This is a genomic window from Avibacterium gallinarum, assembly GCF_002921135.1.
Classification (GTDB): domain Bacteria; phylum Pseudomonadota; class Gammaproteobacteria; order Enterobacterales; family Pasteurellaceae; genus Avibacterium; species Avibacterium gallinarum.
The window spans coordinates 88,242-114,968 of record NZ_PQVJ01000019.1; the positions used below are offsets into that span (position 1 = coordinate 88,242).

Annotated in this window: 22 protein-coding genes; 10 read left to right on the top strand and 12 right to left on the bottom strand. The window is 41.0% G+C overall.

All coding sequences use genetic code 11. From position 1 onward, the window contains the following. Positions 1 to 93: 93 nt before the first annotated feature. Positions 94 to 1,293, bottom strand: a complete 1,200-nt coding sequence (hmpA, locus tag C3007_RS07740) for an NO-inducible flavohemoprotein (RefSeq protein ID WP_103853909.1) — start codon at positions 1,291 to 1,293, stop codon at positions 94 to 96. Between the two features lie 138 nt (positions 1,294 to 1,431). Between hmpA and C3007_RS07745 the strand changes: the two genes are divergently transcribed. Then, complete coding sequence (locus C3007_RS07745) at positions 1,432 to 1,860, top strand: RrF2 family transcriptional regulator (protein WP_103853910.1); 429 nt, start codon at positions 1,432 to 1,434, stop codon at positions 1,858 to 1,860. 119 nt (positions 1,861 to 1,979) lie between these two features. Here C3007_RS07745 and glyS read toward each other — a convergent pair whose 3' ends face one another. The 9 genes from glyS to C3007_RS07790 form a co-directional block, all read right to left on the bottom strand. Further along, positions 1,980 to 4,148, bottom strand: a complete 2,169-nt coding sequence (glyS, locus tag C3007_RS07750) for a glycine--tRNA ligase subunit beta (protein ID WP_103853911.1) — start codon at positions 4,146 to 4,148, stop codon at positions 1,980 to 1,982. Positions 4,149 to 4,471: 323 nt separating this feature from the next. Continuing rightward, positions 4,472 to 4,804, bottom strand: a complete 333-nt coding sequence (locus C3007_RS07755; protein WP_103853912.1) for an endonuclease domain-containing protein — start codon at positions 4,802 to 4,804, stop codon at positions 4,472 to 4,474. 20 nt (positions 4,805 to 4,824) lie between these two features. Then, the gene (locus tag C3007_RS07760; protein WP_103853913.1) at positions 4,825 to 5,247 is read right to left on the bottom strand and encodes a hypothetical protein; all 423 of its coding nucleotides are present in this window, start codon (positions 5,245 to 5,247) and stop codon (positions 4,825 to 4,827) included. A 32-nt stretch (positions 5,248 to 5,279) separates the two neighbouring features. Further along, the gene (locus tag C3007_RS07765) at positions 5,280 to 6,317 is read right to left on the bottom strand and encodes a PDDEXK nuclease domain-containing protein (protein WP_103853914.1); all 1,038 of its coding nucleotides are present in this window, start codon (positions 6,315 to 6,317) and stop codon (positions 5,280 to 5,282) included. A 42-nt stretch (positions 6,318 to 6,359) separates the two neighbouring features. Further along, positions 6,360 to 6,623, bottom strand: a complete 264-nt coding sequence (locus C3007_RS07770) for a hypothetical protein (protein WP_103853960.1) — start codon at positions 6,621 to 6,623, stop codon at positions 6,360 to 6,362. Positions 6,624 to 6,652: 29 nt separating this feature from the next. Then, positions 6,653 to 7,561 carry a glycine--tRNA ligase subunit alpha gene (glyQ, locus tag C3007_RS07775; RefSeq protein WP_103853915.1) on the bottom strand — a complete coding sequence of 303 codons (909 nt, stop codon included), beginning with the start codon at positions 7,559 to 7,561 and terminating at the stop codon, positions 6,653 to 6,655. Between the two features lie 280 nt (positions 7,562 to 7,841). Next, entirely contained in the window at positions 7,842 to 13,433 is a 5,592-nt protein-coding gene (locus C3007_RS07780; RefSeq protein ID WP_103853916.1) for a YadA-like family protein, read from the bottom strand. A gap of 695 nt (positions 13,434 to 14,128) precedes the next feature. Next, positions 14,129 to 14,710, bottom strand: a complete 582-nt coding sequence (locus C3007_RS07785; protein ID WP_103853917.1) for an aminotransferase class IV family protein — start codon at positions 14,708 to 14,710, stop codon at positions 14,129 to 14,131. Beyond that, the gene (locus C3007_RS07790) at positions 14,710 to 15,705 is read right to left on the bottom strand and encodes an aminodeoxychorismate synthase component I (protein ID WP_103853918.1); all 996 of its coding nucleotides are present in this window, start codon (positions 15,703 to 15,705) and stop codon (positions 14,710 to 14,712) included. Before C3007_RS07790 ends, C3007_RS07785 begins: the two co-directional genes overlap by 1 nt. Positions 15,706 to 15,763: 58 nt before the next feature. Here C3007_RS07790 and C3007_RS07795 point away from each other — a divergent pair, with 58 nt between their 5' ends. Both C3007_RS07795 and C3007_RS07800 read left to right on the top strand, forming a co-directional pair. Then, the gene (locus C3007_RS07795) at positions 15,764 to 16,333 is read left to right on the top strand and encodes an anthranilate synthase component II (protein WP_103853919.1); all 570 of its coding nucleotides are present in this window, start codon (positions 15,764 to 15,766) and stop codon (positions 16,331 to 16,333) included. Positions 16,334 to 16,451: 118 nt separating this feature from the next. Further along, on the top strand, positions 16,452 to 16,931 hold the full coding sequence (locus C3007_RS07800; protein WP_103853920.1) for a Dps family protein: 480 nt from the start codon (positions 16,452 to 16,454) through the stop codon (positions 16,929 to 16,931). 112 nt (positions 16,932 to 17,043) lie between these two features. On the opposite strand, the gene adhE is transcribed toward C3007_RS07800, so the two are convergent. Beyond that, positions 17,044 to 19,668: a bifunctional acetaldehyde-CoA/alcohol dehydrogenase gene (gene adhE, locus C3007_RS07805; RefSeq protein WP_103853921.1), complete on the bottom strand. Its 2,625-nt coding sequence runs from the start codon at positions 19,666 to 19,668 to the stop codon at positions 17,044 to 17,046. A 296-nt stretch (positions 19,669 to 19,964) separates the two neighbouring features. Here adhE and C3007_RS07810 point away from each other — a divergent pair, with 296 nt between their 5' ends. From C3007_RS07810 to C3007_RS07820, 3 genes are all read left to right on the top strand, one after another. Beyond that, a complete protein-coding gene (locus C3007_RS07810) occupies positions 19,965 to 20,459 on the top strand; it encodes a hypothetical protein (RefSeq protein WP_103853922.1) in 495 nt (164 codons plus the stop codon). Continuing rightward, positions 20,402 to 20,698 carry a hypothetical protein gene (locus tag C3007_RS07815; protein WP_123772536.1) on the top strand — a complete coding sequence of 99 codons (297 nt, stop codon included), beginning with the start codon at positions 20,402 to 20,404 and terminating at the stop codon, positions 20,696 to 20,698. Before C3007_RS07810 ends, C3007_RS07815 begins: the two co-directional genes overlap by 58 nt. Before the next feature lie 199 nt (positions 20,699 to 20,897). Continuing rightward, positions 20,898 to 21,617 (top strand): pirin family protein, encoded by a 720-nt coding sequence (locus tag C3007_RS07820; RefSeq protein WP_103853924.1) that lies wholly within the window; start codon positions 20,898 to 20,900, stop codon positions 21,615 to 21,617. A gap of 107 nt (positions 21,618 to 21,724) precedes the next feature. Here C3007_RS07820 and ypfJ read toward each other — a convergent pair whose 3' ends face one another. Beyond that, positions 21,725 to 22,555, bottom strand: coding sequence for a KPN_02809 family neutral zinc metallopeptidase (gene ypfJ, locus C3007_RS07825; protein ID WP_103853925.1), 831 nt, complete (start codon positions 22,553 to 22,555; stop codon positions 21,725 to 21,727). Positions 22,556 to 22,744: 189 nt separating this feature from the next. Here ypfJ and lysM point away from each other — a divergent pair, with 189 nt between their 5' ends. From lysM to clpX, 4 genes are all read left to right on the top strand, one after another. Continuing rightward, positions 22,745 to 23,188, top strand: a complete 444-nt coding sequence (lysM, locus tag C3007_RS07830) for a peptidoglycan-binding protein LysM (protein WP_103853926.1) — start codon at positions 22,745 to 22,747, stop codon at positions 23,186 to 23,188. Between the two features lie 194 nt (positions 23,189 to 23,382). Beyond that, positions 23,383 to 24,681 carry a trigger factor gene (gene tig, locus C3007_RS07835; protein ID WP_103853927.1) on the top strand — a complete coding sequence of 433 codons (1,299 nt, stop codon included), beginning with the start codon at positions 23,383 to 23,385 and terminating at the stop codon, positions 24,679 to 24,681. Positions 24,682 to 24,863: 182 nt separating this feature from the next. Beyond that, positions 24,864 to 25,454 carry an ATP-dependent Clp endopeptidase proteolytic subunit ClpP gene (gene clpP, locus C3007_RS07840; RefSeq protein WP_103853961.1) on the top strand — a complete coding sequence of 197 codons (591 nt, stop codon included), beginning with the start codon at positions 24,864 to 24,866 and terminating at the stop codon, positions 25,452 to 25,454. A 3-nt stretch (positions 25,455 to 25,457) separates the two neighbouring features. Further along, complete coding sequence (gene clpX / locus C3007_RS07845; protein WP_103853928.1) at positions 25,458 to 26,690, top strand: ATP-dependent protease ATP-binding subunit ClpX; 1,233 nt, start codon at positions 25,458 to 25,460, stop codon at positions 26,688 to 26,690. Positions 26,691 to 26,727: the final 37 nt, after the last annotated feature.

Sequence of the window (26,727 nt, forward strand, 5' to 3'; positions counted from 1 at the left end):
TTTTTAAAGCCATACCTAACAGGCTTAACGTTTCACTAAAAACAGGGCTGAATATTCCATTCCACCCTGTTTTCTTATATTAGCGCGAAAGCATTAATCCAACTTAACGCCACCTGTATTAAATGCCTCAAGGTGAATTTGCTCTGCAGGCACACCTAAATCCACTAAAGATTTGTACTGCGTTTGCATAAATGCCATTGGGCCACAGAGATAGTAATCCGCGTCTTTCGGTAAAAGTGCGGTTGGAATTTGGCTTAAATCTAAACGCCCAGTTGCGTCTGCTTGCGCATCTTCCACTTCATAAACGGTAAAAGTGCTAACATTTGGATATTGCGCTTTTACCTCATCAACGTGCGCTTTCATTGCGTGTACATCGGCATTACGACAAGCGTGGATAAAGCTCACAGGCGAAGGCATATTTTGCTCTACTAACTGGTTAAGCATTGCAATCATCGGGGTTAAGCCCACGCCACCACTGATAAACACATTTGGTTTTTGGCTATCAATTAAGAAAAAGTTGCCCGTTGGTGCGGTGGCTTCAATTTCATCGCCTTCATTTAATCCGTGTAAGGTGGTCGAAACCCAGCCGCCTGCTAGCTCACCTTTTGGATCTTCACGTTTAACTGAAATGCGTAAATAGTCTGATTTTGGATTATCAGAAAGGGTATATTGACGCGGTTGTTTTAAGCCTAATTCTGGAACGAAAACACGCACGGAGATATATTGGCCTGCTTTATAAGCTGGCAAATCGCCGCCATCAACAGGCTGCAAATAGAAAGAGGTAATTTCACTGCTTTCTTCCACTTTCTTGGCAATTTTGAATTTACGCCAGCCTAACCAACTCCCTTTAGTTTGCTGATGCTCGTCATAAATGGCTTTTTCTGTGCTAATCAAAATATCCGCTAATTGATTGTAGGCAGCTGTCCAAGCTTCAATTAATGGATCATCCATTGAAATTTGCAATACTTCACTAATTGAATGAAGTAAGTTATTGCCCACAATGGCATAATCAGGGGCTTGAATATCAAGGCTAACGTGTTTATGTGCCATTAATTCAACTGCTGGCAATAGCACGGCTGGATTTTCAATATTTTCCGCATAAGCTAATACTGCATTTGCTAAAGAACGCGCTTGCGCACCGCTGCGTTGGTGTCCAAGGTTAAACACTTGTTTTAATTCAGGGTGATTGGTGAGCATTCTGTTATAAAAATAAGAAGTGAGCGCAACACCGTTTTCGCGTAGCACTGGCACTGTGGCTTTCACTAATTCAATTTGATCTGCTGTTAATGACATAGAAAGTCCTTTTGGTTTATTAAAGATGTATTTAAAATACATTTTTAATGCTAGGCTGGCAAGTGATTATTTATCAATAAGCTATAATCTAGCGAGAAGTGGTGAAATAGACTACAATGCGCTACCTAAGGAGTTGCAATGCAAATTAATAAATTTACTGATTATGGTTTTCGTGTGCTGATTTATCTTGCGCGTCAGCAGGAACGCACGCACACAATCGCCAGCCTTGCCAAGCAGCTTCACCTTTCACAAAATCATCTGGTCAAAATCGTCCATTTTATGGCGAAGCAACAATGGCTGATTACCAGTCGTGGCAAAGGCGGCGGTATTCGTTTGGCGGAAAGCACCTTAGATTTGTCCTTAGGCGAGATGCTACGCACCTTTCAAGGCAATGAGCCGTTGGTAAACTGCGTTTCTCCTAAATGTGGATTACAACCACAATGCCAATTAAAGCATTTGTTGGACAATGCCCTCGAGCAGTTTTACCAAAATCTTAACCAATACCCATTGCGAAAAGTCATTAGCAATCATTCACAAGACAGGATTAATTTTATTTCTTATCTGTAATTTCAATAAGATATAGAAAATGTTGTGCATAGCTTATTTAAAGTGCGGCGCTTTTTTCAGAAAAATTTACAAAAAAAGCCCCGCACTTTGCAGAACGGGGCTAGGCTTAAAAAGAGAAACTATTGCAATAAGGAAATATCCGCCACTTGTAAGAATAATCCTTGCAAGGTTTTCAGAATGGCTAAACGATTTTGACGAAGTTGTGGATCTTCGGCGTTCACCATCACTTTCTCAAAGAAATTGTCCACCGGTTGGCGTAAGTTGGCGAGTTTATCCAACACTGCCACATAGTCGCCTTTGGCAATCAACGGCTGCACTTCGCTTTGTAACGCTAGCACACTTTCCGCCAAGGCTTTTTCTTCAGGCTCGACACAACGATCTAAATGGATCTCGCCAATCTCACCTTCTGCTTTGGCTAAAATATTGCTTACACGTTTATTCGCAGCGGCTAAGGCTTCTGCTGCGTCAAGGGTGCGGAAATGTGCCACCGCACGCACCCGCGCATCAAAATCAGCTGGGCGAGTAGGACGGCGAGCCAGCACCGCTTGAATGACATCGACCGCAATGCCTTCTTCTTGATACCACGCACGGAAGCGGCCAAGCATAAAGTCCACCACATCTTTGACAACGTTTTTGTTACTAAAAGGGAATCCCATTGCTAGTAATCTATTTTGCTGTTCTTGCAAAATAATTAAATCATTTTCATTATCTTTGTGAAGCTTTAACTCATCTTTAAAATCATTATCTCTCTGGTCAATATAAATTTGTACAGATTTATCTACCAAATCTTGAATATCTAATGGTAATTTTTTCTCTACGATAATACGTAGCACGCCTAATGCGGCACGACGTAAGGCGAACGGATCTTTATCCCCTTTCGGGTGCTGACCAATACCAAAAATCCCTGTCAAGGTGTCTAATTTATCCGCCAATGCCACTGCACAAGCCACAAGAGAATGTGGTAACTCATCACCGGCAAAACGCGGCATATATTGCTCATTCAACGCCACTGCCACTTCTTCATCTTCCCCATCGTGGCGTGCATAGTGCATACCCATCACGCCTTGCGTATCAGTGAATTCAAACACCATATTGGTCATTAAATCACATTTTGATAACAAGCCTGCACGCTCTGCTTTTGCCACGTCCGCCCCAATTTGTGCCGCAATTTCACCACTGAGTTTTTCGATACGCTCCGTTTTATCAAATAGCGTGCCGAGTTGTTGCTGGAATAACACGGTTTTGAGGCGTGGCAAGTTGTCTTCTAAACGCTGTTTTAAATCGGTTTTGAAGAAGAACTCCGCGTCCGTTAAGCGTGGACGCACCACTTTTTCGTTTCCTTCAATAATCGCCGTTGGATCTTGCGGATTGATGTTCGACACGAAAATAAAGTGCGGTAATAATTTTCTGTTTTTATCGTAAATCGGGAAATATTTTTGATCGCCTTTCATTGTGTAAACCAAGGCTTCCGCAGGCACAGCAAGGAAACGCTCTTCAAATTTTGCGGTTAGCACATTTGGAAATTCCACCAAGGCGGTAACTTCATCAAGCAGGCTTTCCTCAATATCCGCCACGCCTCCAAGTGCGGTGGCTTTTTGTTGCGAATTTTCTAGAATGATCGCTTTACGGCGTTCAAAATCGGCGATTACGCTGCCTTTTTGCTCTAAAATGGCAGGATATTGATCGGCATTGTCAATGGTAAATTCTTGTTCGCCTAAGAAACGGTGTCCGCGAATAGTTTTACCACTAGCAACGCCAAGAATTTCACCTTCAATTAGCTCATCACCAAATAACAGGGTTACGGTATGTACAGGGCGGACGAATTGCTCGCTTTTATCGCCCCAACGCATTGTTTTTGGAATGGGCAATTTCGCAAGGGCATTGCTGATAATGCCAAGCAGAAGATTTTTGGTCGGCTGCCCTTCAATTACCGCACGATGCACCAGCCATTCGCCTTTATCGGTAACCAAACGCTCCGCCTGATCCACGCTAATACCACAACCACGCGCCCAGCCTTCTGCCGCTTTGGTTGGCTTGCCTTCCGCATCAAACGCCGCCACAACCGCAGGCCCCCGTTTTTCCACTTCTTTGCTTGGCTGCGCTTCCACCAGCCCCAACACTTTCACCGCTAAACGGCGTGGGGCGGCAAACCATTCTACTTTATCAAATGCCAAGCCCGCTTGATTTAGCTCCTGCTCAACATTGTCCTTAAACGCCACCGCTAATTTTTTCAGAGCCTTCGGTGGTAGCTCTTCTGTGCCGATCTCGGCGAGGAAGTTTTTTGTCATTTTGGTTTTCTCTTTTAAAATATATCTGGTATGGGACAAATCTCCCCTAACCCCTCTTTACTAAAGAGGGGGATTTTTCTTTAGTAAAAAAGATTAAGAGCGTTTTTACTATTCCTTTAATAATTATAGCAAGATAAATTTTGCTATATGTATTAGTCAATATTTTCAAATCTCCCCTAACCCCTCTTTGCTAAAGAGGGGAATTGTTCTTTAGCAAAAAATGCTTTATAAACTATTCTGCATTTCGGGTACTATATATTCCATTCTCATTATTCTAACTAACCAGTCCCCCTCTTTAGCAAAGAGGGGTTAGGGGAGATTTGTCAATCCTCTGAGACACTAAGGGAAATGTGTTCTAGAAATAAATAAATCTGTTCTACAACACCCTCAATCTCATAATAAATCTCATCATCTCTTAACCGATCTTTTTCTTGGTATTCTGGCTCATAATGATGACCACCATCTAGTTCAATAACGAGTTTTGCCTTTGCGCAATAAAAATCAACAATATAATTTAATAAAGGCTTTTGGCGATTAAATCGAAATCCTAATAACTGATCTCGATTAATCCTTTGCCATAATTTACGTTCCGCATCAGTCTGATCTGAACGCAATTTCTGTGAAAGTTCTTTTAAGTTCTTAGAATAAGGCTGCATTCTATTTAGAATATAGCTTGTCACTTCACTTTATATTCAGTCAATTTATTCGCAGGTTTCCATTCAACTTGTCGATATAATTTTGCGCAATCACCTGGTCTTGTTTTATTTAAATAGCCGCCTGTGCCAACAAGTTTATCTTTATAGAAAAAGCCGATTAAAAATTCATCATGAGGATTAGGCGTTTTTTCAGCACCTGTTTTGCACCATTGTAAAACCTTGCCTTGGCCTTTGGTTTGTGAATGAATTGGACGTCCCAAAAGTTTGATGGCGTATTGCTCACTTGAGCCTTTTTTCAACTTTGCCGCTTTTTCAATAGGTTGATAAGTTGCACCAACAGAAAGTACGATGTCCTTTGCTGAAGATGCATTGTTTCCTTCTGCTTGAGCTAACATAGGTACGGCACAAAGTACAGGCATAACAAATTTAATTAATTTTTTCATTTTTAAACTCTCTTAATTACATTGAATATAATTTATTTAACAAATTTATCTTTGGCATTTTTTACCGCCAAATGTAATCGATGTTCTAGGATTTCTTTACTCGGTAATACCGTTAAATATTCCGCAATATGAATATCAGAATGCTTTAAATCTAATAATTCAACTTGCTCTTGCTTTTTAGATGTACACAAAATAATGCCTAAAGGTGGATTTTCGTCTTCTTCTTGTTCATATTTTGCTAACCACGCAAGATAAAGTTCCATTTGGCTTTTATGCGAATGTTTAAAGGCCTCCGTTTTCAACTCGACAGCAATTAAACGTTTCAACTTACGGTTATAGAAGAGCAAATCAATATAAAAATCATCATTATCAATTTGGATACGTTTTTGGCGGGCAATAAAAGTAAATCCTGCACCTAACTCTAAAAGAAATTGTTCAATTTCTCTTAATATGGCATCTTCCAAATCTCTTTCTAAATAACGATCATTGAGTTCTAAAAAATCCAAAACATAAGGATCTTTTAATACCATTGATTGGTTATATTCGCCTTTTTCTCGCAAAATAGTTAATTCTTGCGTAATGGTTTCATCAGGCTTTTTAGAAAGTGCTGTCCGTTCAAAAAGTAATGAACCAATGCGAGATTCTAACGTCCGCGTACTCCAACGTTCTTGGGCTGCCATTGTGGCATAAAAATCTCGTTTTAGTGGGTCATCAATAACAAATAATTTAGTAAAGTGCGTCCAGCTTAATTGTGCAATCAGTGATTGCACAATTTGAATATCGGGAAAAGCTGTTGCAAATTGCATCATATAATTTAAATTTCTATTCCCCCACCCCTTACCAAACTGTTCCGTCAAACTTTTTGATAAATTTTTGATGATTTCCTTACCATATTCTGCACGTTCATTTTGCAAAATATGCTGATTAATTCGCTGCCCGATATGCCAATAAAGTAAGGTAAGTTCTGCATTCACCGTTACGGCAACGCGTTGCTTGCTGTTTTGAATTAATTGGCTAATTTCGCCAACTAATTGGTGTTCATTAATTGCAATGTGTTTTTCTTTTTCCATTTAATGCAAAACTCCTGCAAAACCTACCGCACTTTATTTAATTTACTTAAAAACGTCCGCCAATTTATCCGCATCTAACACAAGGCTATCATTATTCAATAGCAAGGCTGGAATCCCAATAGATCCACGCGCTTTCACCGCTTCAAACTCTGCACGGCTATCACGCAAAGCGAGGAAGCGTTTGAGATTGCCTAATGATGATTGAATTTCTATTGGCTCATATTGCACGCCTAATTCTTGCAAGCGGGCCACAAAAGGCGCGGTATCAGGGCAAGTTTCGGCGAAAAATAAAACGGGTTTATCCATCATAAAAATTCCTAAATTTTTGACCGCACTTATTTTTTACACCCAGGGAAACCCAATGCTTCACGGCTGGCGTAATAGGCTTCTGCGACACCTTTGGTTAAGGCGCGGATACGCAGAATGTAGCGTTGGCGTTCGGTCACGGAAATGGCTTTGCGTGCATCGAGCAAGTTAAAGCTGTGTGCGGCTTTTAAAATGCGTTCGTAGGCAGGCAGTGGCAATGGTTTTTCTAGAGCTAATAATTCTTGCGCTTCTTTTTCATATTGCTCAAAGGCTTTGAATAAGAAATCAATATCAGCGTATTCAAAGTTGTAAGTAGATTGTTCCACTTCGTTTTGGTGGAACACGTCGCCGTAGGTGGTTTTGCCGAGTGGGCCGTCTGACCAAACTAAGTCATACACGCTATCCACGCCTTGAATATACATCGCTAAGCGTTCTAAACCGTAGGTGACTTCGCCCGTAACCGGTTTACATTCTAAACCGCCCACTTGTTGGAAATAGGTAAATTGGGTCACTTCCATACCATTTAGCCATACCTCCCAGCCTAAGCCCCACGCGCCAAGGGTTGGGTTTTCCCAGTTGTCTTCCACAAAACGAATATCGTGTTGTGTGGGGTCGAAGCCGAGCATTTTTAATGAGCCAAGATAAAGCTCTTGAATGTTGTCTGGAGAAGGCTTGATCACCACTTGGAATTGATAATAATGCTGCAAGCGGTTTGGGTTTTCGCCATAACGCCCATCAGTTGGACGGCGTGAAGGTTGCACATAGGCGAACGCCATCGGCTCTGGCCCAATCGCACGCAATGCCGTCATTGGGTGGGACGTGCCTGCCCCCACTTCCATATCAAAAGGTTGCACAATGGTACAGCCTTGCTCTGCCCAATAAGCCTGTAAGGCAAGGATCATTCCTTGGAAAGTTTTTACGTTAAATTTTGTATCCATAAGTGTTCTGTTTTCATAAGTTAAAGAAATGCGCTCATTATACTGGATAATAGGGAATTATCCCAGTGTTGCGTAAGGTTTATGTGATGATCACAATACAAATTTAGGATAAGGAAAATCAGCAGAGATAAGAGCTAACAAAGGAAAGAAAATCGCATCTATCATTTGGAGTTAAATGATAAAAAATAAGCCCCGCAATATGCAGGGCTTAAAATTTTGAAAAATCCGACCGCACTTTAGAAATTAAGTAAAATCAAAGTGCGGTGGTATTTTTTGGCAATTACCATTGATAGCCGACAGAACCACCCACAATGTAATTGTTACGAGTATTTGCCGATGCACCAACTTTAATCACCCATTTCTCATTGTCAGATACACGAGAAACCCCTAATGCAACCGCTGATTCGTTGCGGTAAGTTGTACCACCAACAGAAACCATTGATTTACCTGGTCTAGTTGGTTGAGGCAACATACCTAACGCCGCCGCACCTGCGATACCTGCACGGAGTTTTTTATCCATACGTTTCATATCGCCAGCAACTTTATTCACTTTGTTGTCAAGGTGATTTGCAACATTGCTAAGCTGTGCAACGTTCACTGCATCTGTTGGATCTTTACCTGGTGCAACGTTAGTAATTCTATTACCGCCGTTGTTTAAGCCATTTTGCGTTAAGCTCACTGCTTTATCACCCGTGCCGATAGTTACGCCATCGTTATTCACAACAGTGTTACCAGCAGTTACGCTATCAACTTTAAGGTTTTTGTTCAACGCAACTTTAACGCCAGATGAAGTAACAGAAGTGGTAATGTTTTCATCACCATTAACAGCTACTGTATCACCTAATTGACGGTTAAGTGTTTTGCCGTCATCTGCAGTAAAGTTCAAGCCTTTGTTGATCGCCGCAGTGTTGTTTGCAATGTTCGCAGCATTTTTCGCTACGTTTTGGTTAGTTTCGTGTAATTGACTACCGTTCACTGCATCAGTGCTATTTGCATCAATATTACCAGCTTTCACGCCTATGATTTTCGTGTTACCCGCATCAATACCATCGTTATTTATGCTAACGTGCGTACCAATTTTTGCACTATCAAATTTCACATCTTTTGCAGTGGATACGGTATAAATAGTTTGACCATCACTACCAACATCTGAATCAACAACGATATTATCACCTTCTTTTACTTCTGTTTTCACTGCTTTCGCGGCTTGTTGAACAGTGTAAAGCTGACTACCGTTTACTGCATCTTTGCTATTCGGGCTAATATCACCATCAGCAACATTGGTAATTTTGTTACCGCCATTATCTAAGCCATCTTTGCTTAGTTTCACTGGAGAATCACCATTGCTATTGGAAATCGTAATACCATCCGCATTGTTAATTTTGGTATCACCCATTGTTACGCTACCATCTGAACCAAGATCAATGTCTTTTGATAACTTAACTGTCAAGGTGTCTGAACCATCTGAAACAACGCCAATATTCTTCTCTGTCAGTTTACTTTCATCTGCACCACCTCTTACGTTCACTTTACTACCAAGTTTACGTTTAAAGTCTTTCGATGTATTGTCCCCTGAGAATGTTAACGGTGTTGTTATAGCTTTATCTAACGCTTCAATTGCATCACCTACAGAATGAACCTCTTTCGTATTGCCAGTTCCATCTGTTAAATCAGTAACCTTATAAGTAGGCTTACTTACTGTACCATCTGGATTTACTGTTGAATTACCACCCAAGGCGTTTGCTACACTTTCCGCAGTGTTATAAAGCTGGCTACCATTTACAGCATCTGAACTGTCTTTATTGACATCGCCTGCGTTCACACCTGTCACCTTGGTATTTCCCGCATTAATGCCATCATTGTTAATGCTCACGTTATCTCCGATCTTCGCACTATCAAATTTCACATTTTTCGCGGTGGATACGGTGTAAATAGTCTGACCATCGCTGCCAACATCTGAAGTAACAACGATATTATCGCCTTCTTTTACTTCTGTTTTCGCTGCCTTAGCTGCTTGCTGAACAGTGTAGAGCTGACTACCATTTACTGCATCTTTGCTATTCGGGTTAATATCGCCATCAGCAAGATTGGTAATTTTGTTACCGCCATTATCTAAACCATCTTTGTTTAGTTTCACTGGAGAACCACCATTGCTATTGGAAATAGTAATACCATCTGCATTGCTAATTTTAGTATCTCCCATAGTTACACTACCATCAGGACCTAAGTTAAGATTTTTAGCTAATTTCACAGTTAGTTTTGCATTATCGCCATCTTGTTCAGCAACAATACCGATATTATTGTCAGTCAGATTACTTTTATCTTTAACACCACCAACAATGGTAGCAGTTTGGTTTAATTTGATTGCAGCGTTTCCTATATCGCCAGCATATTTCACGCCGTCATTTAAGGTTGCCACTTGCTCATTATTCACTTCTAAACGAGGTTTCGTTGGACCATCTTTGCCATCAACGCCTGGCTTACCATCTGTTTTTGTCGTTAAGGTTACGCCATCTGCACCATCTTTACCGGCAATACTGATACCTGGTTTACCGTCATTGCCTGTATCGCCTTTAATGGATACGCCATTCTTACCATCTTTTCCAACCACATTAATTGTGCCTGCCTCTTTCGGAGCATTTGGATTTGATGGGTCTTCTGGGTTTCCAACAGTAATTTCATTACCAAGGGCAATTTTAAGTTGCTTATCTGCTGCATTTGCAGTAACCGTAATTCCTTTCTCGCCTTTCAGTTGAATAGATTTACCTAAGCCTTGCTTAACTTCAGTTTTACTATCATCTGTTAGAATAAACCCACCGTTAGTTGCATTAGTAATGTTATTTACAGCATTACTTAATTTATCTGCAACAACATAAAGTTGCGAGCCATTAATTGCATCAGTTGAATCTTTGTTAATACGTCCTGCCGCAACATTCGTGATAGTACGTTCTTTACCAGCGGAACCAACACTTAATGTTGCGATCGGTGAAGTTCCGGCAAAGCCATTGTAGGTAATCTTATTTACTGTTGCTTGTGTTGTTGGAACCGCAGCTTCGGTAATTGCGCCTGCTCCTAGTGCAACATCATTCTCATTTTTCGCTTGGGCATTTAACCCAACAGCAATAGCGTTATCTTTTAAGGCTTGTGCATTATTTCCTAAACTAATTGAATCGTTTACTTCACGCGTATCAGAATCACCTGATTCAAATATTGGGTTATTAGGATCGCTATTTACAACAACAGCGGTACCTGCTTGACGACCAATTGCGATATTATTGTTCCCATTTAGGTTTGCGCCAGCGGCATTACCTAATGTAACATTATCATTACCATTTAAAGCATTACCTGCTGAGATGCCTAAAGAAAGGTTATTTGAACCATTCAGTCCACCGCCAGCATAAATACCCATTGCGACATTATGGTTAGAGTCTGGATTTGTTTCACCAATTCCGATGCCTGCACCATCTCCAATCCCAATATTTGAGTATCCTGTCGCAGAATTTCCTGAATTTGTACCAATCCAAATGCTATTTTCAGCATTGCTACCAAGCCCTGCAGAATATCCCATAGAAACTACATTAGTACTCAGAGCCTCTGCAGAATCTCCCACTGCAATAGCCCCTGCAGCGGTTGCTTTTGCGTTATGGCCTACAGCAACAGCTGCTGGTTCATTTACATTATTACTAGAATCAGCAAGAGCATTGCTACCTATAGCAACATCATCAGCCCCTATAGCGTTGGCTCTTACACCCGCAGCAAGTGCGCCTTCACTTTTCGCTCCATTGTTATTGTAGTTTGCACTTTGCTTACCACCGTCGTTTACACTGTAATAACGTGTTTTTGCTACTTTAATTGCGTCATTAATAGTGTTTTGACCTGTGCCACCAATATCCGTCATTGTAATATTGCCAGTATTTGGATCTAATGTCGCATTGCCACCTAAAATATTTGTGGTAGTGTTTGCCACATTGCCAAGGGTGTTTGCCACCATATAAAGTTGCGAACCATTGATCGCATCGGTAGAAGCGGGATTAATACGCCCTGCTGCCACATTTTGAATTTGGCGTTGTTGATTTTTTATAGCTGGGGTTGTATCAGTAGCAGCTGCATCTGCAACACCGACAGAAACCACGCGGCTAGTTCCAATATTTGAACCAGCAAAACCAGAATAAGTAATGCCATTTACCGTTGCACTTGCTGTTTTAACCGCTCTACCTGTTACACTGTTTTCACCTAATGCCACTGAGCCAGCTAAGCTTGCATTTGCGGCATAACCCAATGCTAACGCCCCACCTTTCGCAGCAGTAGCGGAATAACCTAATGCAACAGCATTATTTTCTGACGCAATAGCCCCAGGCCCCACCGCTGTGCTAGAAGCACCTACAGCTTGGCTATATTGCCCCACAGCCATTGAGTTATTACCTTCAGCTTTAGCTACAGCACCAACGGCTAATGTTGTATTACCTGTAGCTTGGGCTTGCTGCCCTAAAGCAGTAGATGATACTCTAGCCACTGTATTTGAACCAATTGCGACAGCCTGATCTCCACTTGCATTTGCTTTATTACCTATTGCGGTAACAAAATTGCCCTCGGTATAAGTTCCTGTACCAATCGCAATAGAATCATTGTCATTTACCGTAACATTACTACCAATACCTATTACTCTTGCACTTGTTCCTGCTTTATCTTTTTGCACTTTGACGTCATTTCCAAGAACAAAAGATTCTTGCCCATTTACATAGTTGTTATTACCAACAACTCGGCTCGCTGTTGCTTGAGCTGTAAGTGCATTATTATTACCAAACACCCCTGCGTTATCTACAGAAATAGTACCGTTTTCATTACCCATACTATGGGTGCCAGAACCTGTAATAGTTGTTGAAATACCAATTGCGCCAGAGTTTGAGCCTCCAACCACGTTATTATTACCAATAGAAATTGCATTATTTGCCATTGCTTGAGCATTAATACCTATAGCAGTTGCATTTGTAGCCGTCGCCAGTGCTTCTGAGCCAATCGCGATAGAGCTTTCGGCGCTCTCTGTCGTACGAGCACTAGCACCAAAGGCAATAGAACGCTCACCTAATGCTTGAGTGTTAGTTGATGCGTCATAATTAGTTATGCGAGCTCCACCTTCATCTACTCCTCCAACAACATCTGCACTACCAATTGCAATTGCTCGATGTCCCGCAGCTTGAGAAGATTGTCCTATTGCCAAGCTACCTTTACCCGAAGCCCAGGATACGTTACCAATTGCCATTGCATAATCATTGGTTGCAGAAGATTGGCGCATCATCGCAAGAGAATTGAAACCTGAAGCACGAGAAGCAGTACCAATTGCAGTTGCACCTGTATGACTACCAATAGCATAAGGCCCTAACGCAAAACTCAATGCGCCAGATGCTTTTGAATAATCCCCTATTGCAACTCCTGAAGATTCGCCAGCTACATAATTACTCTGTGCTGTTGCCATCGCATTGGCACCTGTACCAATCGCAATACCATGAGCCGCTGGCAACAAGCCTGAATATAAGCCATTATCATTAGCTCTTGTAGGATCTAAATAACTCAAATTGCCAGGGTTCTTATAATCTAATGCCGTATCTCCCACTTGATCAGACGCTGCACTATTGGATATACTCACAGAACCATTTGATGTATTACTAATAGCTACATAAGCATTTGCTATTAAAGGAAAACTTGTTAATACACTTAACGAGATTAAATTAAAGAAAAAGTTTTTTACAGTTCGTAGAGGTTGTAGCGAGAAATCAACAAAAGTGCTTGATTTACCTTGCCGAGATGCTAATTCTGAAGCTACTATCCAATTTTGTTCAGCGTAATTCCAAATAATACGAAATATTTTATTCATAATATACAATACCTATTTTGAGTTACAAGAAATATCCATTTAAAAAATAAATGCATCCAAAATTCAAGTCGCGGATAATAACATGGAATCAGCACATTACTAGGCAATATAACGTAATTAATTGTAAATTTTATGTAAAGTAAAAAACATTAATTAGTTAAAAATATTTTTATAACCTACATTCATTTTTTCCTAAATTTTTTATAACAATAAATCATTTGGATACTCAGAAATAGTTAATTCTTCAGGAAAACAATTTATAATTATAAAAAATTTATAATACTCAATATTAAGTATAAAATATCATATTATAGATACCACCAAATAGAATTCGAAGCATCAACAAGAAAATTAGTACAATGGACTTACCTACGATGCAATTTTGTTGCAAAATACCGAACAGAACTATACAGAGTTATACTTCTCTAACTGCAGTTTTTCTCTTGATAAAACTATTTAGCCAAATTCAACCAATAGCATAAGAATTCTTTTATAAGATCAAGCTACCATAAAGCAAGGCTTTCATTATAGTCATTATTAGAAATGATAATCGGGCGGATGCATAAGTCCGCCGGTTTTAGTTTTTCATTTGTTGTCTGAAAAACATTGTTTGGTGACAAATCCCCCTTAATCTCTATTTGATCAGGTACATAAACCTGTCCTACGGAAGGAAGAGGAAATATTTGTAGAAAAATTCAAAAGGGATTTAACGCATTAATCAGGCGGATTTCCTCATAGTCAGCTAAATCCGTGAGAAAAATTGACCGCACTTTGATTTTATTTTGTTGCAGTAATGCGGTGCGTTGAGTGCCGATTAATAAGGGGCTGTCGGGGGTGAACCATTGTGAGCCTTGGCGAAGTATGAGATTGCCAATGGTACAGTCGGTGATTTTGCCTTGTTTCACGATAATGATTTCATCACAATCGCCTTTTTGTTTTAGCAATTGGTTGAAAATGGCGCGGTCGCTGTACTTCAGGTGGTAGTCAATGTCATCGCAAATCACGGGCTGGAAGCGTTGGTAGGTTTTGCGTTGATAGGGAAAACATTGCAGATGATATTGCGTGGCATTGTAGTCGATACGGCAGCGGATAATTGGGCTTTGAAGATTTGCCCAAAGTGCGGTGTTTTTTTGCAGAATTTTTGCGAGGGAAAAAATTTCATAAGGTTGTCCTGCATAAAATTCACGCAGGCTGTTTTCATAACGCTGTTGGTGCAAGGCTAGATTTTGCACTTGCCCGTTTTCAATGCACAGGGTTTCGAACAGGGGAAAATCCATTATTTTGTTCCTTGTTGAAATTTAAGTGGCACATAAATTTTCTCTAACAATTCTTGATATTCTTGCGAGGCACTGCTTTGAATGGTGATGCCGCCGCCACTGTGAAAAGCAGTGTTTCCGTTTTGCTGAGAAATAAAGCGAATTGCCACCGCACTTTCTAGGCTTTCACCGTTAAAAATACCAAACACGCCAGTGTAATAGCCCCGTGGTGCTAGTTCGGCTTGTTGAATGGTGGCAACGGTTTTTTCTTTCGGCGCACCGCTGATTGAGCCTGCGGGTAAAAGCTGGCTGAGCATTGTGCCGATGTTGGCTTGCCAGTTTTCCTTAAGATCGGCACAAATTTCAGAACTTGTCTGCCAGATCGCACCACGTTCGGTGAAAATCTTTTCTAAATAACGAAAACGCTTCACTTGCACATTTTGCCCGACGATAGCCAGATCATTACGCATTAAATCCACAATGGTATAATGTTCCCGTTGCTCTTTTTCGCAATTGAGTAATTGATTTTCTGCATCGGGAAGGTCTGCGTTAATCGTGCCTTTCATTGGATAAGTGAAAATTTGGTTATGCGCGATTTTCACGAAAGGCTCAGGGGAAAAGCAGATAAACTCGTTTTTAAACAAGAGTTTATATTTCGCTTGCGTAGCATAAAAAAGCGTAGTGAGATCGTAATTTATCACAATCGGCGTGGCATAAGTCAGATTAAGCAAATAGGAATTGCCTTGCTGTAGCGCCTGTTGCACAATCTCAAAACCTTGCTGATAAGTGGCGAAATCAATGGGAAATTTTTCTAACTTAAAGGGCTGTTTTGGGGCTGCTTTTTGTGCCGTTGCAAGATTATTTTGGCTAGCAAATTCAAACCAAATGCCTTGCTCTGCACATTGTGTAAGGGGGCAAATGATGGGCTTTTGCTGTTCAAAATCAATCAAAAAGAAAAAGGGCGTGCGTTGCGCACCTAAATGGTTGGCTTGCTGCACAAAGTGATTAAATGGCATAAGGACGATGAATCAAGTAAGATAACAAACATTTTGGTCATTGTAGTGAATCCCTGAGATGAACACAAATTTATTAATTATCAATAATCACGATTCTTTTACCTATAATTTAGTGGATTTAATTCGCCAATTTGACGTGCCGTTTTCTGTGGTGAATGTGGAACAGCTAAACCTTGATGAAGTGGACAATTTCAGCCATATTTTGATTTCCCCCGGCCCTGATGTACCGAGTGCTTATCCACAACTGTTTGCGATGCTGGAGCGCTATCAGCATCGCAAATCAATTTTGGGTGTTTGCCTTGGGCATCAAACCCTGTGCCAGTTTTTTGGTGCAACCTTGTATAATTTGCCGCAGGTGCGACACGGGCAAGCAAGGCAAATCAAAGTGCGGTCAAATTCTGCCTTATTTTTCGGCTTGCCTACGCAATTTCAAATTGGGCTTTACCATTCGTGGGCGGTCTCGCAGCAGGATTTTCCGCCACAATTGGAGATTACCGCCACTTGCGAAGATGATGTGATTATGGCTATGCAGCATCGCCATTTGCCGATTTTTGGCGTACAATTTCACCCAGAATCCTATATTTCAGAACAGGGCAAGGCGTTAATTGCTAACTGGCTGAAAACTTAAAGCTATCAATGGATTGGTGATGAATAGTTTTAAGCTATTAAATCTATCATTTATATCCATTTTATTTGTAAGGGATTAATCCCTATTATATTTCCAACAAAACAGAGGAGAACATACTATGGCAACAAATATCGGCTTAGACAAAGCAACTTCAGAAAAATTAGCACAAGAACTCAATAACTTACTTGCGACTTATCAAGTATTTTATATGAACGTGCGCGGTTATCACTGGAACATTAAAGGGGTAAACTTCTTTGAATTACACGCAAAATTTGAAGAAATTTATGATGATTTAGTGGTGAAAGTGGACGAAATCGCAGAGCGTATTTTGACGTTAGGTTACACCCCAAGCAATGCATTCAGCGAGTATTTAACCAAATCTTTAATCAAAGAACACACAGGCGTGAGTGCAGCACAAGACTGTTTAAGTGGCACATTAAGCGGTTTCAAAACCTTGTTAAAACAACAACGTGAAATTCTTGCTTTAGCAGCAGATGCTGATGATGAAGGGACAGCTTCACAAATGAGCGATTATATTAAAGAACAAGAAAAATTAGTGTGGATGTTTACTGCCGCTTGCGAAAGCTGCAACAGCTAATTTTTCTCGTAAAAAAGCAAATAAAAAGCGAATAAAAAACCACCGCACTTTAAAAGAGCGGTGGTTTTTTCATTTCTTTTTACTGATTAGGATCAATCAGCCTTATAGCCAATTAATATTGGCTTGGATCATAACCGTAATAAGCATTGGTTAAGATCACTTCCATATCTTCCACTAATGGCAAGCGTGGGTTCGCCGGTGAACATTGATCCTCAAAGGCAAGCAAGGCAATATCACGGCGTGCGTCAAGCCAAGTTTGCTCATCAATGCCTTGTTCTTTGAAGGACATTTGAATTCCTACGCTAGCGGCTAAATCATAACAAGCTTGGGCGAAAGATTTCACGCCCTCTTCTGGGGTTGCGCAAGGCAAGCCGAGCATACGCGCGATTTCTTGGTATTTCACATCAGCTTTGTAATGATTGTATTTCGGCCAAGTTGCCACTTTTTGCGGACGTGTGCCGTTATAACGAATCACGTGCGGCATTAAAATCGCATTGGTACGTCCGTGTGGTGTGTGGAAACGACCGCCAATTTTGTGCGCGAGCGAGTGGTTCATTCCTAAGAACGCATTGGCAAATGCCATTCCCGCCATTGTTGATGCATTGTGCATTTTTTCGCGCGCTTCTGGATCTCTTTCTTTCACTGAACGTTCAAGATTTTCAAACACGAGTTTAATCGCTTGCAAGGCTAAACCGTCAGTAAAATCGTTGGCGAGTACAGAAACATAGGCTTCCGTCGCGTGTGTCAGTACATCTAAGCCTGTATCTGCGGCAACGTGAGCTGGCACAGTCATTACCAAAGCAGGATCAACAATAGCAACCGTTGGAGTGAGTGAGTAATCGGCGATTGGATATTTTTTATCCCCCTCGGTGATCACCGCAAATGGGGTTACTTCAGAACCTGTACCTGAAGTGGTTGGAATACCAATAAAGCGTGCTTTGCGTCCTAATTGTGGGAATTTGAAGGCACGTTTACGAATATCCATAAATTTCTGTACGAGATCGCGGAAATCCACTTCAGGCTGTTCATAGAATAACCACATTACTTTCGCCGCGTCCATTGATGAGCCACCGCCTAGGGCAATAATGGTGTCTGGTTTGTAGCTGCGGATTAGCTCAACCCCACGGCGTACGGTTTCAATGCTTGGATCTGGCTCAACATCGGCGAATAATTGATAGGTAACGTGATTGCCGCGTGCGGTGATTTGTTTCGCAATTTTTTCTACAAAGCCTAAATCTACCATTGTGCGGTCGGTGATGATTACCACACGTTCCATTCCTTTCATTGATTGTAAATATTGGATTGAATCCCGTTCAAAATAGATTTTTGAAGGCACTTTAAACCATTGCATATTATTTCTCCGTCTGCCTACTCGTTTAATATTTAATAAATTCACCGCACTGACGTTGTTGCCTACGGAGTTTTTACCGTAAGAACCACAACCAAGGGTTAAAGATGGCAAGAAGGAGTTATAAACGTCCCCGATACCACCGAAAGTGGACGGTGAATTCCAAATCACACGAATGGCTTTCACTCGCTCACCAAATTCTTTGGCAAGGGCTGCATCTTTGGTGTGAATGGCAGCGGAATGGCCTAAACCGTTAAATTCCACCATTTGCTCGGCAAGTTTCACCCCTTCTTCACGGGAATGGGATTTAAGCAAAGCTAGCACTGGGGAAAGTTTTTCACGGGTGAGTGGCTCTTTTGGCCCAACTTCTTTACATTCAGCTAACAGAATATTGGTTTTTTCTGGCACTTCAAAACCTGCTTGTTGCGCGATCCAATGGGCGGGTTTACCCACTACGTTGGCGTTTAATTTTGCCCCTGCACAGTTTGCGCTGTTTGCTTTTGCGCCGAACATAAATTCTTCCAACATCGCTTTTTCTTTTTTATTGACTAGGTAAACGCCGTAAGATTTCATCTCTTTAATGAAATCGTCATAGATTTCCGCATCAACAATCGCCGCTTGTTCAGATGCACAAATCATTCCGTTATCAAAGGCTTTGGACATCACAATATCGTGTACCGCTTGTTGAAGATCTGCGCTTTTTTCCACATAAGCTGGCACATTTCCTGCCCCTACGCCTAAAGCAGGTTTACCGCAAGAATAAGCCGCTTCAACCATTGCGTTACCGCCTGTGGCTAAAATAGTTGCGATACCAGGGTGTTTCATTAACGCTGCTGTGCCTTCCATTGATGGTGTTTCAATCCATTGAATACAATGTTTTGGCGCACCCGCTGCCACCGCAGCATCATAAACAATACGTGCAGCGTGAGCGGAAGATTGTTGTGCCGAAGGGTGGAAAGCAAAAATAATTGGGTTACGAGTTTTAAGGGCGATAAGGGCTTTGAAGATGGTGGTGGAAGTTGGGTTAGTGGTCGGCGTGATACCGCAAATCACCCCAACAGGGTCGGCAATTTCGGTAATGCCTGTGACATCATCTTCACTAATCACCCCAACGGTTTTGAGATTCCGCATATTATTCACCACATATTCGCAGGCAAATAAATTTTTCGTTGCTTTATCTTCAAACACACCGCGCCCAGTTTCTTCATAAGCGTGCATTGCAAGCACACCGTGCTGATCGAGCGCCGCTACCGAGGCTTTCGCCACAATGTAATCAACCTGTTCTTGGTTGAGCTGGCGGAATTCTTCTAAGGCAACTAAGCCTTTTTCCACCAAGGCGTTCACTTCTGCTTGAGCTGGGCTAATTGTGTTTTCAACCACGTTACTCATAATGATTTCTCCTAAAGTTTTAAATTGATAATTTTTTTCTGCGAAAAATTATACCTACTTGGAGGGATAAGAGCGTAAACAATTTTGCATTAAAAGAGTAAACTGTGATCTAGATCAAATAGCAAAAATACGCTTATTTTACAAGCATTTAACTCCATTTTAACAAATGGCAAAATTGCCTTATTTTTTAAAGAGATCCAACCATCAGCAAAGCAAAGTGGAATTAATTTAAAAGGTGAAAAAAATCGCTTAAAATCTGTGTAGTTGATAATTATTCCTATTTGTTGAGGTTAAGTATGAACGAACGTATTTCTTTTGCTCAATTACTCAATTCTTCTATTTTACTCGGCTTTCTCGTGCTGGTTGGCTGGTCGGTGGCTTATTGTTATAACTGGGGATTGGCTTGGTATTATGGCTACCCTTGGGAAATCGTGGAAGTCGGAAGATCGGACATTGCACGCAGTTTATTCCACGTTCTCGGCGTATCTGCGTTTATGCTGCTGACCTATGTTTTAGGGATTAAACTATTGATTTTATTGAAAGCGAAACTCTCATCATCGCCTTTTAACTTTGTTCGCACGTTGCTAACTTGCTTCATTTTAAGCTTCCCATTATTTTTGGAAATTACCGTGCTGATTAAAGTGTTCACGCTTTATAGCTTATTAATTTATCTTGCTGGGCTGCTCATCATCAGCCTGCTACTATGCCGTTTTTCACCCGTTACAACATCTGTATGCTATGGCAATTTCTCACCACAAAACAAATCAACATCGTGCCGACAATGGTGGTGATTTATTTTTACTTTGTGATCCTTGCTTGTCTTGTGGGTTACCTGCGTCCTTTTAACAAAGAGATGTATCACAAGCTAGAGATCAATGCCGAGCAGTATTTTATCCTAGCCAAGAACTGCAACAGCCTGATTTTAGGCAAAAGCTATGAAAAGGGTGGTAAGGATTTCTATTTAATGCCTTGTCATTACGGTAATAAAGGGGATATTTGCCATATTGTGGCGGGTATGGCAGAAAAATAGCTTCTTTCCTCAACAAAAAAAGTGCGGTGGAAAATACCGCACTTTTTTTGCCATTTTATTTATAAAACCAAAGAATTTTTGCTTTATTGTTTACTAATAAGAAAAAAAGTATTCACGAAAGGGGGGCTTTATCTCCCAATTCTGCGGCGTAAAATATCCCCCGTAAAACAAATTAACGAACAGAATTAGGAGCGTAAATATGAACACAGTATTTCATTCAGCAGATAGCCGTGGCAATGCAAATCACGGTTGGTTAAAAAGCCGTCATACCTTTAGCTTTGCCAATTATTATGATCCAGCGCGTATTCATTTTGGTGCATTGCGTGTGATCAATGATGATTATGTAGAAGGGGGAATGGGCTTTGGCACACACCCACACGACAATATGGAAATTATTTCTATTCCATTAAGTGGTGATTTAGCACACAAAGACAGTATGGGGAACGGCAGTGTGATTCGCCAAGGTGATATTCAAGTGATGTCAGCTGGAACAGGCATTACACACAGCGAAATGAACCCAAATGCGGACACACCAGTGCAATTTTTACAAATTTGGGTGTTTCCAAATCAACGTAATGTGACACCACGTTATCAGCAAATTAGCATTGCTGAAGGGGAAAAACGCAATGATTTCCAACAAATTCTTTCACCGAATGCCGATGATGAAGGCGTGTGGATTCACCAAGATGCGTGGTTCTCTCTTGCGAAATTTGATCAAGGTACGAGCAAAACTTATAACCTTCATAAAGCAGGCAACGGCGTGTATGCTTTTGTATTAAAAGGCAACGTGACGATTGCAGGAAAACCGCTATCAAGCCGTGATGGTTTAGGTATTTGGGATACCGAAAGTTTCGATGTGGTGGCCGATTCCGACACAGAAATTCTGTTAATGGAAGTGCCAATGGAATTACCACAATAAGGGCTTAAAACATAAAATCGCTTATCTTTCGGGATAAGCGATTTTTTTATAAAACAGAAGTGCGGTGGAAAATTTCCGAATTTTTCACCGCGCTTTATCTTTTGCCGTTAGTTAAAGGTGTTACATTGGCTTGGCTCACCAGTTTGCAAACCACGTTTAAACCAAGTTAAACGCTGTGCAGACGTGCCGTGGGTAAAGCTGTCTGGCACGGCATAGCCTTGTGAGCGTTTTTGTAAGCGATCGTCCCCAACCGCTTCAGCAGCGCGGAAGGCTTTTTCTAAATCGCCTGTTTCAAATAGGCCAGTTTTGGCGGCTTGATTAGCCCACACACCGGCAAAACAATCTGCCTGCAATTCTAATTTAACCGAAAGCTGATTGGCTTGTGCTTGGCTAAGGCTTTGTTGCGCGCGATGAACTTTCGGCAAAATACCAAGCAAGTTTTGGATATGGTGTCCGACTTCGTGAGCGATCACATAGGCAAAAGCAGATTCCCCTTCCGCACCGAGTTGATGTTTCATATCACTATAAAAAGACAGATCCAAATAAACACGATGATCGTTCGGGCAGTAGAACGGCCCCATTGCAGATTGTCCTGTGCCACAGGCGGTGGAGGTCGCGCCATTGTACAGCACCATAATAGGCGGGGCATAACGCTGATTTTGTTGTGCGAAATAATTTCCCCACACGGTTTCTGTATCCGCTAATACCACCCGAGAAAGGCTGTTAAGCTCTTGTTCTTCTTGGCTACTTACCGTATGGTTAGCTTGACTGCCAAAATCAGGTGTGCCGACAAGCCCTGATAAATCAACGCCATAATAAGCACCAACCAATAAAATAATAAAGCCGAGCACGCCCGTTTTTTTACCGCCGCCGAAACCGCCTCTTGCACTTCTTCTGTCTTCCACATTGGAACTTTCTCTACGACTTTGCCAACGCATAATTTTTCCTCAGTTACTAAAATTGGCGGCTATTTTAGTATAAAAGAAAGAAAAGTGCGGTGCTTTTTTGCGAAGAATTTTCAATTAATGTAAAGATCAAGATTATTTACAGAAGGCATATAGACTTATGAAGATGAATTGGGTAGGCTTAGCAGCCTAACTCAATGTTTTATAAATAAGGAGCTAAAAATGGGTTTATTTGATTTTGTTGGCGATATTGGTCGCAAACTTTTCTCTAAAAAGGAAGACGCCTCTGAGGCCGTGGAAAAGCACATTGCGGAAGATAATCCTGGGGTGGAAAATCTTTCGGTTAAAGTGGAAGATGGCGTGGCTAAAATTGAAGGGAATGCAGCTTCTGCGGAAGCCTTAGAAAAAGCGATTTTAATGGCTGGTAACGTGGTAGGCATTAATTCAGTAAATGTCGATGGTGTAGCCATTGAGAACGGTGAAAGTTTGGCAACTGATGAAGAATTTTATGTGATCCAAAAAGGCGATACCCTTTGGAAAATCGCAGAAAAAACCTATGGCAATGGAGCAAAATACACAGCCATTGTTGAAGCAAATAAAGAAGTGATTAAAGATGCGGATAAGATCTTCCCAGGTCAGAAAATTCGTTTACCAAAATCACTTTAATTAAGCATATAGCAAAAGCCTTATTCTGTAAGGCTTTTCTTTTTTAGCGTAAAAAATAGCCAGTTGTGGTTTTTTATTTCTCAATATCTCGACGGGCGAGCGTTGTATCGCTATAATTTGGTGTCTTTTTAACTTTTTACTAACGTGTTCGGTGTTAGTGTTCGCCGAGTGCAAATTCATTTTGAGGTAACATAATGTCATTTAATATTGAAACAACTCAAGGTCTTGAGCGTCGTGTAACTATCACCGTTCCTGCTGAAACCGTAGATCAAGCGGTGCGTGAAGAATTAAAACGTGTCGCAAAAAATGCACGCGTAGATGGTTTCCGTAAAGGTAAAGTTCCACCACATATTATTGAAAAACGTTTTGGTGCATCTGTGCGTCAAGATGTGTTAGGTGATTTATTACAAAAACACTTCTTCAACGTGCTTGTAGATAGCAAAGTGAATCTTGCTGGTCGTCCAAGTTTCAATGTTGAACAGTTTGAAGCAGGTAAAGATCTTGTTTTCACTGCCACCTTTGAAGTGTATCCAGAAGTAGAATTAAAAGGTTTAGATCAAATTAAAGTAGAAAAACCTGTTGTTGAAATCAGCGAAGCAGACATTGATAAAATGGTTGATGTGTTACGCAAACAGCAAGCAACTTGGGAAGAAACTCAAGAGCCAGCAAAAGCCGATGATCGTGTAACCATTGATTTCGTTGGCACTGTTGATGGCGAAGAATTTGAAGGCGGAAAAGCAACAGACTTCGTATTAGCAATGGGCCAAGGCAGAATGATCCCTGGTTTTGAAGAAGGTATCATTGGCCACAAAGCTGGTGATCAATTTGATATTGATGTCACTTTCCCTGAAGAATATCACGCAGAAAACTTAAAAGGTAAAGCAGCGAAATTCGCTATTACCTTGAAAAAAGTAGAAGTGATGGTATTGCCTGAATTAACAGACGAATTCGTAGCAAAATTCGGCCCGAACACTAAAACTGTGGCAGATTTACGCGCAGAAATCGCGAAAAATATGCAACGTGAATTGAAAAATGCGTTAACTGCACGCGTTAAAAATCAAGTTATCGAAGGGTTAATTGAACAAAATCCAATTGATGTACCAGCTGCAGCCGTTGAACAAGAAATTGAAGTGCTACGCCAACAAGCAGTGCAACGTTTTGGTGGCAATGCACAACAAGCGGCACAATTACCACGCGAATTATTTGAAGAGCAAGCAAAGCGCCGCGTTCAAGTTGGCTTATTGCTTTCTGAAGTGATCGCATCAAATGAATTAAAAGCGGACGAAGCACGCGCTGACGCAATGATTCAAGATATTGCTTCTGCTTACGAACAACCAGCAGAAGTAGTGGAATACTACAAAAACAACAAAGAATTAATGAACAATATTCGTAACGTTGTTTTAGAAGATCAAGCCATTGATGCCGTGTTAGCGAAAGCACAGGTAACTGAAAAACCAGCATCATTTGATGAAGTAATGAATCCACAAGCATAATTTGCTGTAACTTATTGATTTCAAAGTGCGGTCGTTTTTTTCACAAAAATGACCGCACTTTTGTTATATAATTCACCCTTCAAGTGGCTTGAACTTAACTCAGTGTAAAGCAATGGTTTAAATTCAATTTACTATAATTTTTATAACCCTTTGATAGAAAAGGAAAACCAATGGAGAATACAATGGCTTTAATTCCTATGGTGGTTGAACAAACCGCGCGTGGCGAACGTTCTTACGATATTTATTCACGTTTATTAAAAGAGCGTATTATTTTTCTAAGCGGTCAAGTTGAGGACAATATGGCGAATTTAATCGTGGCTCAACTGCTGTTTTTAGAATCAGAAAATCCAGATAAAGATATTAGCCTGTATATTAATTCACCGGGCGGTGTAGTAACGGCAGGAATGGCAATTTATGACACAATGCAATTCATCAAACCTGATGTGCGTACCCTATGTATTGGGCAAGCCTGCTCAATGGGCGCATTTTTGTTAGCGGGCGGTGCACCAGGTAAACGTGCAGCATTGCCAAATGCACGCGTGATGATTCACCAACCGTTAGGTGGCTATCGCGGACAAGCTTCGGATATTCAAATCCACGCACAAGAAATCTTGAAAATTAAGCATACTTTAAATGAAAGATTAGCGTTTCACACAGGACAGCCTTTTGAAAAAGTGGAACAAGATACCGACCGCGATAATTTTATGGCCGCCGAAGAAGCGAAATTATACGGTTTAATTGATGAAGTATTAGTGAAAAGAGAAACGGAATAAGTTATGACAACAGAACAACAGCTCCATTGCTCAATGTGCGGCAAGGAGCGCAGTGAAGTGCAAAAATTGATCGCAGGTGAAGACGGCGCGATTTGTAACGAATGTATTGAGCTTTGCCATAATTTGCTGGTTGATGCTGAAAAGCAAGAGCAAGCGGAAGCAAATCAAACCACAGAATTACCAACCCCACACCAAATTCGCGCCCATTTAGATGATTATGTTATCGGGCAAGATTATGCCAAAAAAGTGCTAGCGGTAGCGGTATATAATCACTACAAACGCCAGCAAGTAGGGTATAAATCAGATGACGTGGAATTAGGTAAAAGTAACATTTTGCTAATTGGCCCAACAGGAAGCGGAAAAACCTTGCTCGCGGAAACCTTAGCAAGAACCTTAAATGTGCCTTTCGCAATGGCAGATGCCACCACGCTAACCGAAGCAGGTTATGTGGGGGAAGATGTGGAAAACGTGCTGCAAAAATTATTGCAAAATTGTGATTATGACATCGAAAAAGCAGAAAAAGGCATTATTTACATTGATGAGATTGATAAAATCACGCGTAAATCTGAAAACGCCTCAATCACTCGTGATGTATCAGGGGAAGGCGTGCAACAAGCCTTGCTGAAATTAATTGAAGGCACAATTTCGTCTATTCCACCACAAGGCGGACGCAAACATCCACAGCAAGAAATGTTACGCCTTGATACGTCTAAGATCTTGTTTATTTGTGGTGGCGCGTTTGCAGGCTTAGAAAAAATTGTAGAAAAACGTGTTCACGTTGGCAGTGGTATCGGTTTTGGCGCGGAAGTAAAAGGGCAGAACGATAAAGCCACGCTGACCGAATTATTCACTCAAGTTGAGCCAGACGATTTAATGAAATTTGGCTTAATTCCAGAGTTTATCGGACGTTTACCTGTGATCGCACCCCTTGCAGAATTAGATGAAGAAGCCCTTATTCAAATTCTTACCGAGCCGAAAAACGCACTTACTAAGCAATATCAAGCCTTGTTTGGGTTTGAAAATGTTACCCTTGAATTTACTCGCGAAGCCTTAGTGGCAATGGCGAAGAAAGCGTTAGAGCGTAAAACTGGCGCACGCGGCTTGCGTTCTATCGTAGAAGGCTTGCTGCTTGACACAATGTATGACTTGCCATCAATCGAAAATCTTGAAAAAGTGATTATTGATGAAAATACCGTTGTGGATAATGAACCGCCGAAAATGATTTACAAATCTTAAGGCAAAAGGCTTAAATGCGTCTAAAATAAGTGCGGTG

Excerpts from the sequence above, each read along its gene's own strand:
- hmpA (WP_103853909.1), bottom strand. The coding sequence starts at position 1,293 with ATGTCATTAACAGCAGATCAAATTGAATTAGTGAAAGCCACAGTGCCA.
- C3007_RS07745 (WP_103853910.1), top strand. The coding sequence starts at position 1,432 with ATGCAAATTAATAAATTTACTGATTATGGTTTTCGTGTGCTGATTTAT.
- glyS (WP_103853911.1), bottom strand. The coding sequence starts at position 4,148 with ATGACAAAAAACTTCCTCGCCGAGATCGGCACAGAAGAGCTACCACCG.
- C3007_RS07755 (WP_103853912.1), bottom strand. The coding sequence starts at position 4,804 with ATGCAGCCTTATTCTAAGAACTTAAAAGAACTTTCACAGAAATTGCGT.
- C3007_RS07760 (WP_103853913.1), bottom strand. The coding sequence starts at position 5,247 with ATGAAAAAATTAATTAAATTTGTTATGCCTGTACTTTGTGCCGTACCT.
- C3007_RS07765 (WP_103853914.1), bottom strand. The coding sequence starts at position 6,317 with ATGGAAAAAGAAAAACACATTGCAATTAATGAACACCAATTAGTTGGC.
- C3007_RS07770 (WP_103853960.1), bottom strand. The coding sequence starts at position 6,623 with ATGGATAAACCCGTTTTATTTTTCGCCGAAACTTGCCCTGATACCGCG.
- glyQ (WP_103853915.1), bottom strand. The coding sequence starts at position 7,561 with ATGGATACAAAATTTAACGTAAAAACTTTCCAAGGAATGATCCTTGCC.
- C3007_RS07780 (WP_103853916.1), bottom strand. The coding sequence starts at position 13,433 with ATGAATAAAATATTTCGTATTATTTGGAATTACGCTGAACAAAATTGG.
- C3007_RS07785 (WP_103853917.1), bottom strand. The coding sequence starts at position 14,710 with ATGGATTTTCCCCTGTTCGAAACCCTGTGCATTGAAAACGGGCAAGTG.
- C3007_RS07790 (WP_103853918.1), bottom strand. The coding sequence starts at position 15,705 with ATGCCATTTAATCACTTTGTGCAGCAAGCCAACCATTTAGGTGCGCAA.
- C3007_RS07795 (WP_103853919.1), top strand. The coding sequence starts at position 15,764 with ATGAACACAAATTTATTAATTATCAATAATCACGATTCTTTTACCTAT.
- C3007_RS07800 (WP_103853920.1), top strand. The coding sequence starts at position 16,452 with ATGGCAACAAATATCGGCTTAGACAAAGCAACTTCAGAAAAATTAGCA.
- adhE (WP_103853921.1), bottom strand. The coding sequence starts at position 19,668 with ATGAGTAACGTGGTTGAAAACACAATTAGCCCAGCTCAAGCAGAAGTG.
- C3007_RS07810 (WP_103853922.1), top strand. The coding sequence starts at position 19,965 with ATGAACGAACGTATTTCTTTTGCTCAATTACTCAATTCTTCTATTTTA.
- C3007_RS07815 (WP_123772536.1), top strand. The coding sequence starts at position 20,402 with ATGCTATGGCAATTTCTCACCACAAAACAAATCAACATCGTGCCGACA.
- C3007_RS07820 (WP_103853924.1), top strand. The coding sequence starts at position 20,898 with ATGAACACAGTATTTCATTCAGCAGATAGCCGTGGCAATGCAAATCAC.
- ypfJ (WP_103853925.1), bottom strand. The coding sequence starts at position 22,555 with ATGCGTTGGCAAAGTCGTAGAGAAAGTTCCAATGTGGAAGACAGAAGA.
- lysM (WP_103853926.1), top strand. The coding sequence starts at position 22,745 with ATGGGTTTATTTGATTTTGTTGGCGATATTGGTCGCAAACTTTTCTCT.
- tig (WP_103853927.1), top strand. The coding sequence starts at position 23,383 with ATGTCATTTAATATTGAAACAACTCAAGGTCTTGAGCGTCGTGTAACT.
- clpP (WP_103853961.1), top strand. The coding sequence starts at position 24,864 with ATGGCTTTAATTCCTATGGTGGTTGAACAAACCGCGCGTGGCGAACGT.
- clpX (WP_103853928.1), top strand. The coding sequence starts at position 25,458 with ATGACAACAGAACAACAGCTCCATTGCTCAATGTGCGGCAAGGAGCGC.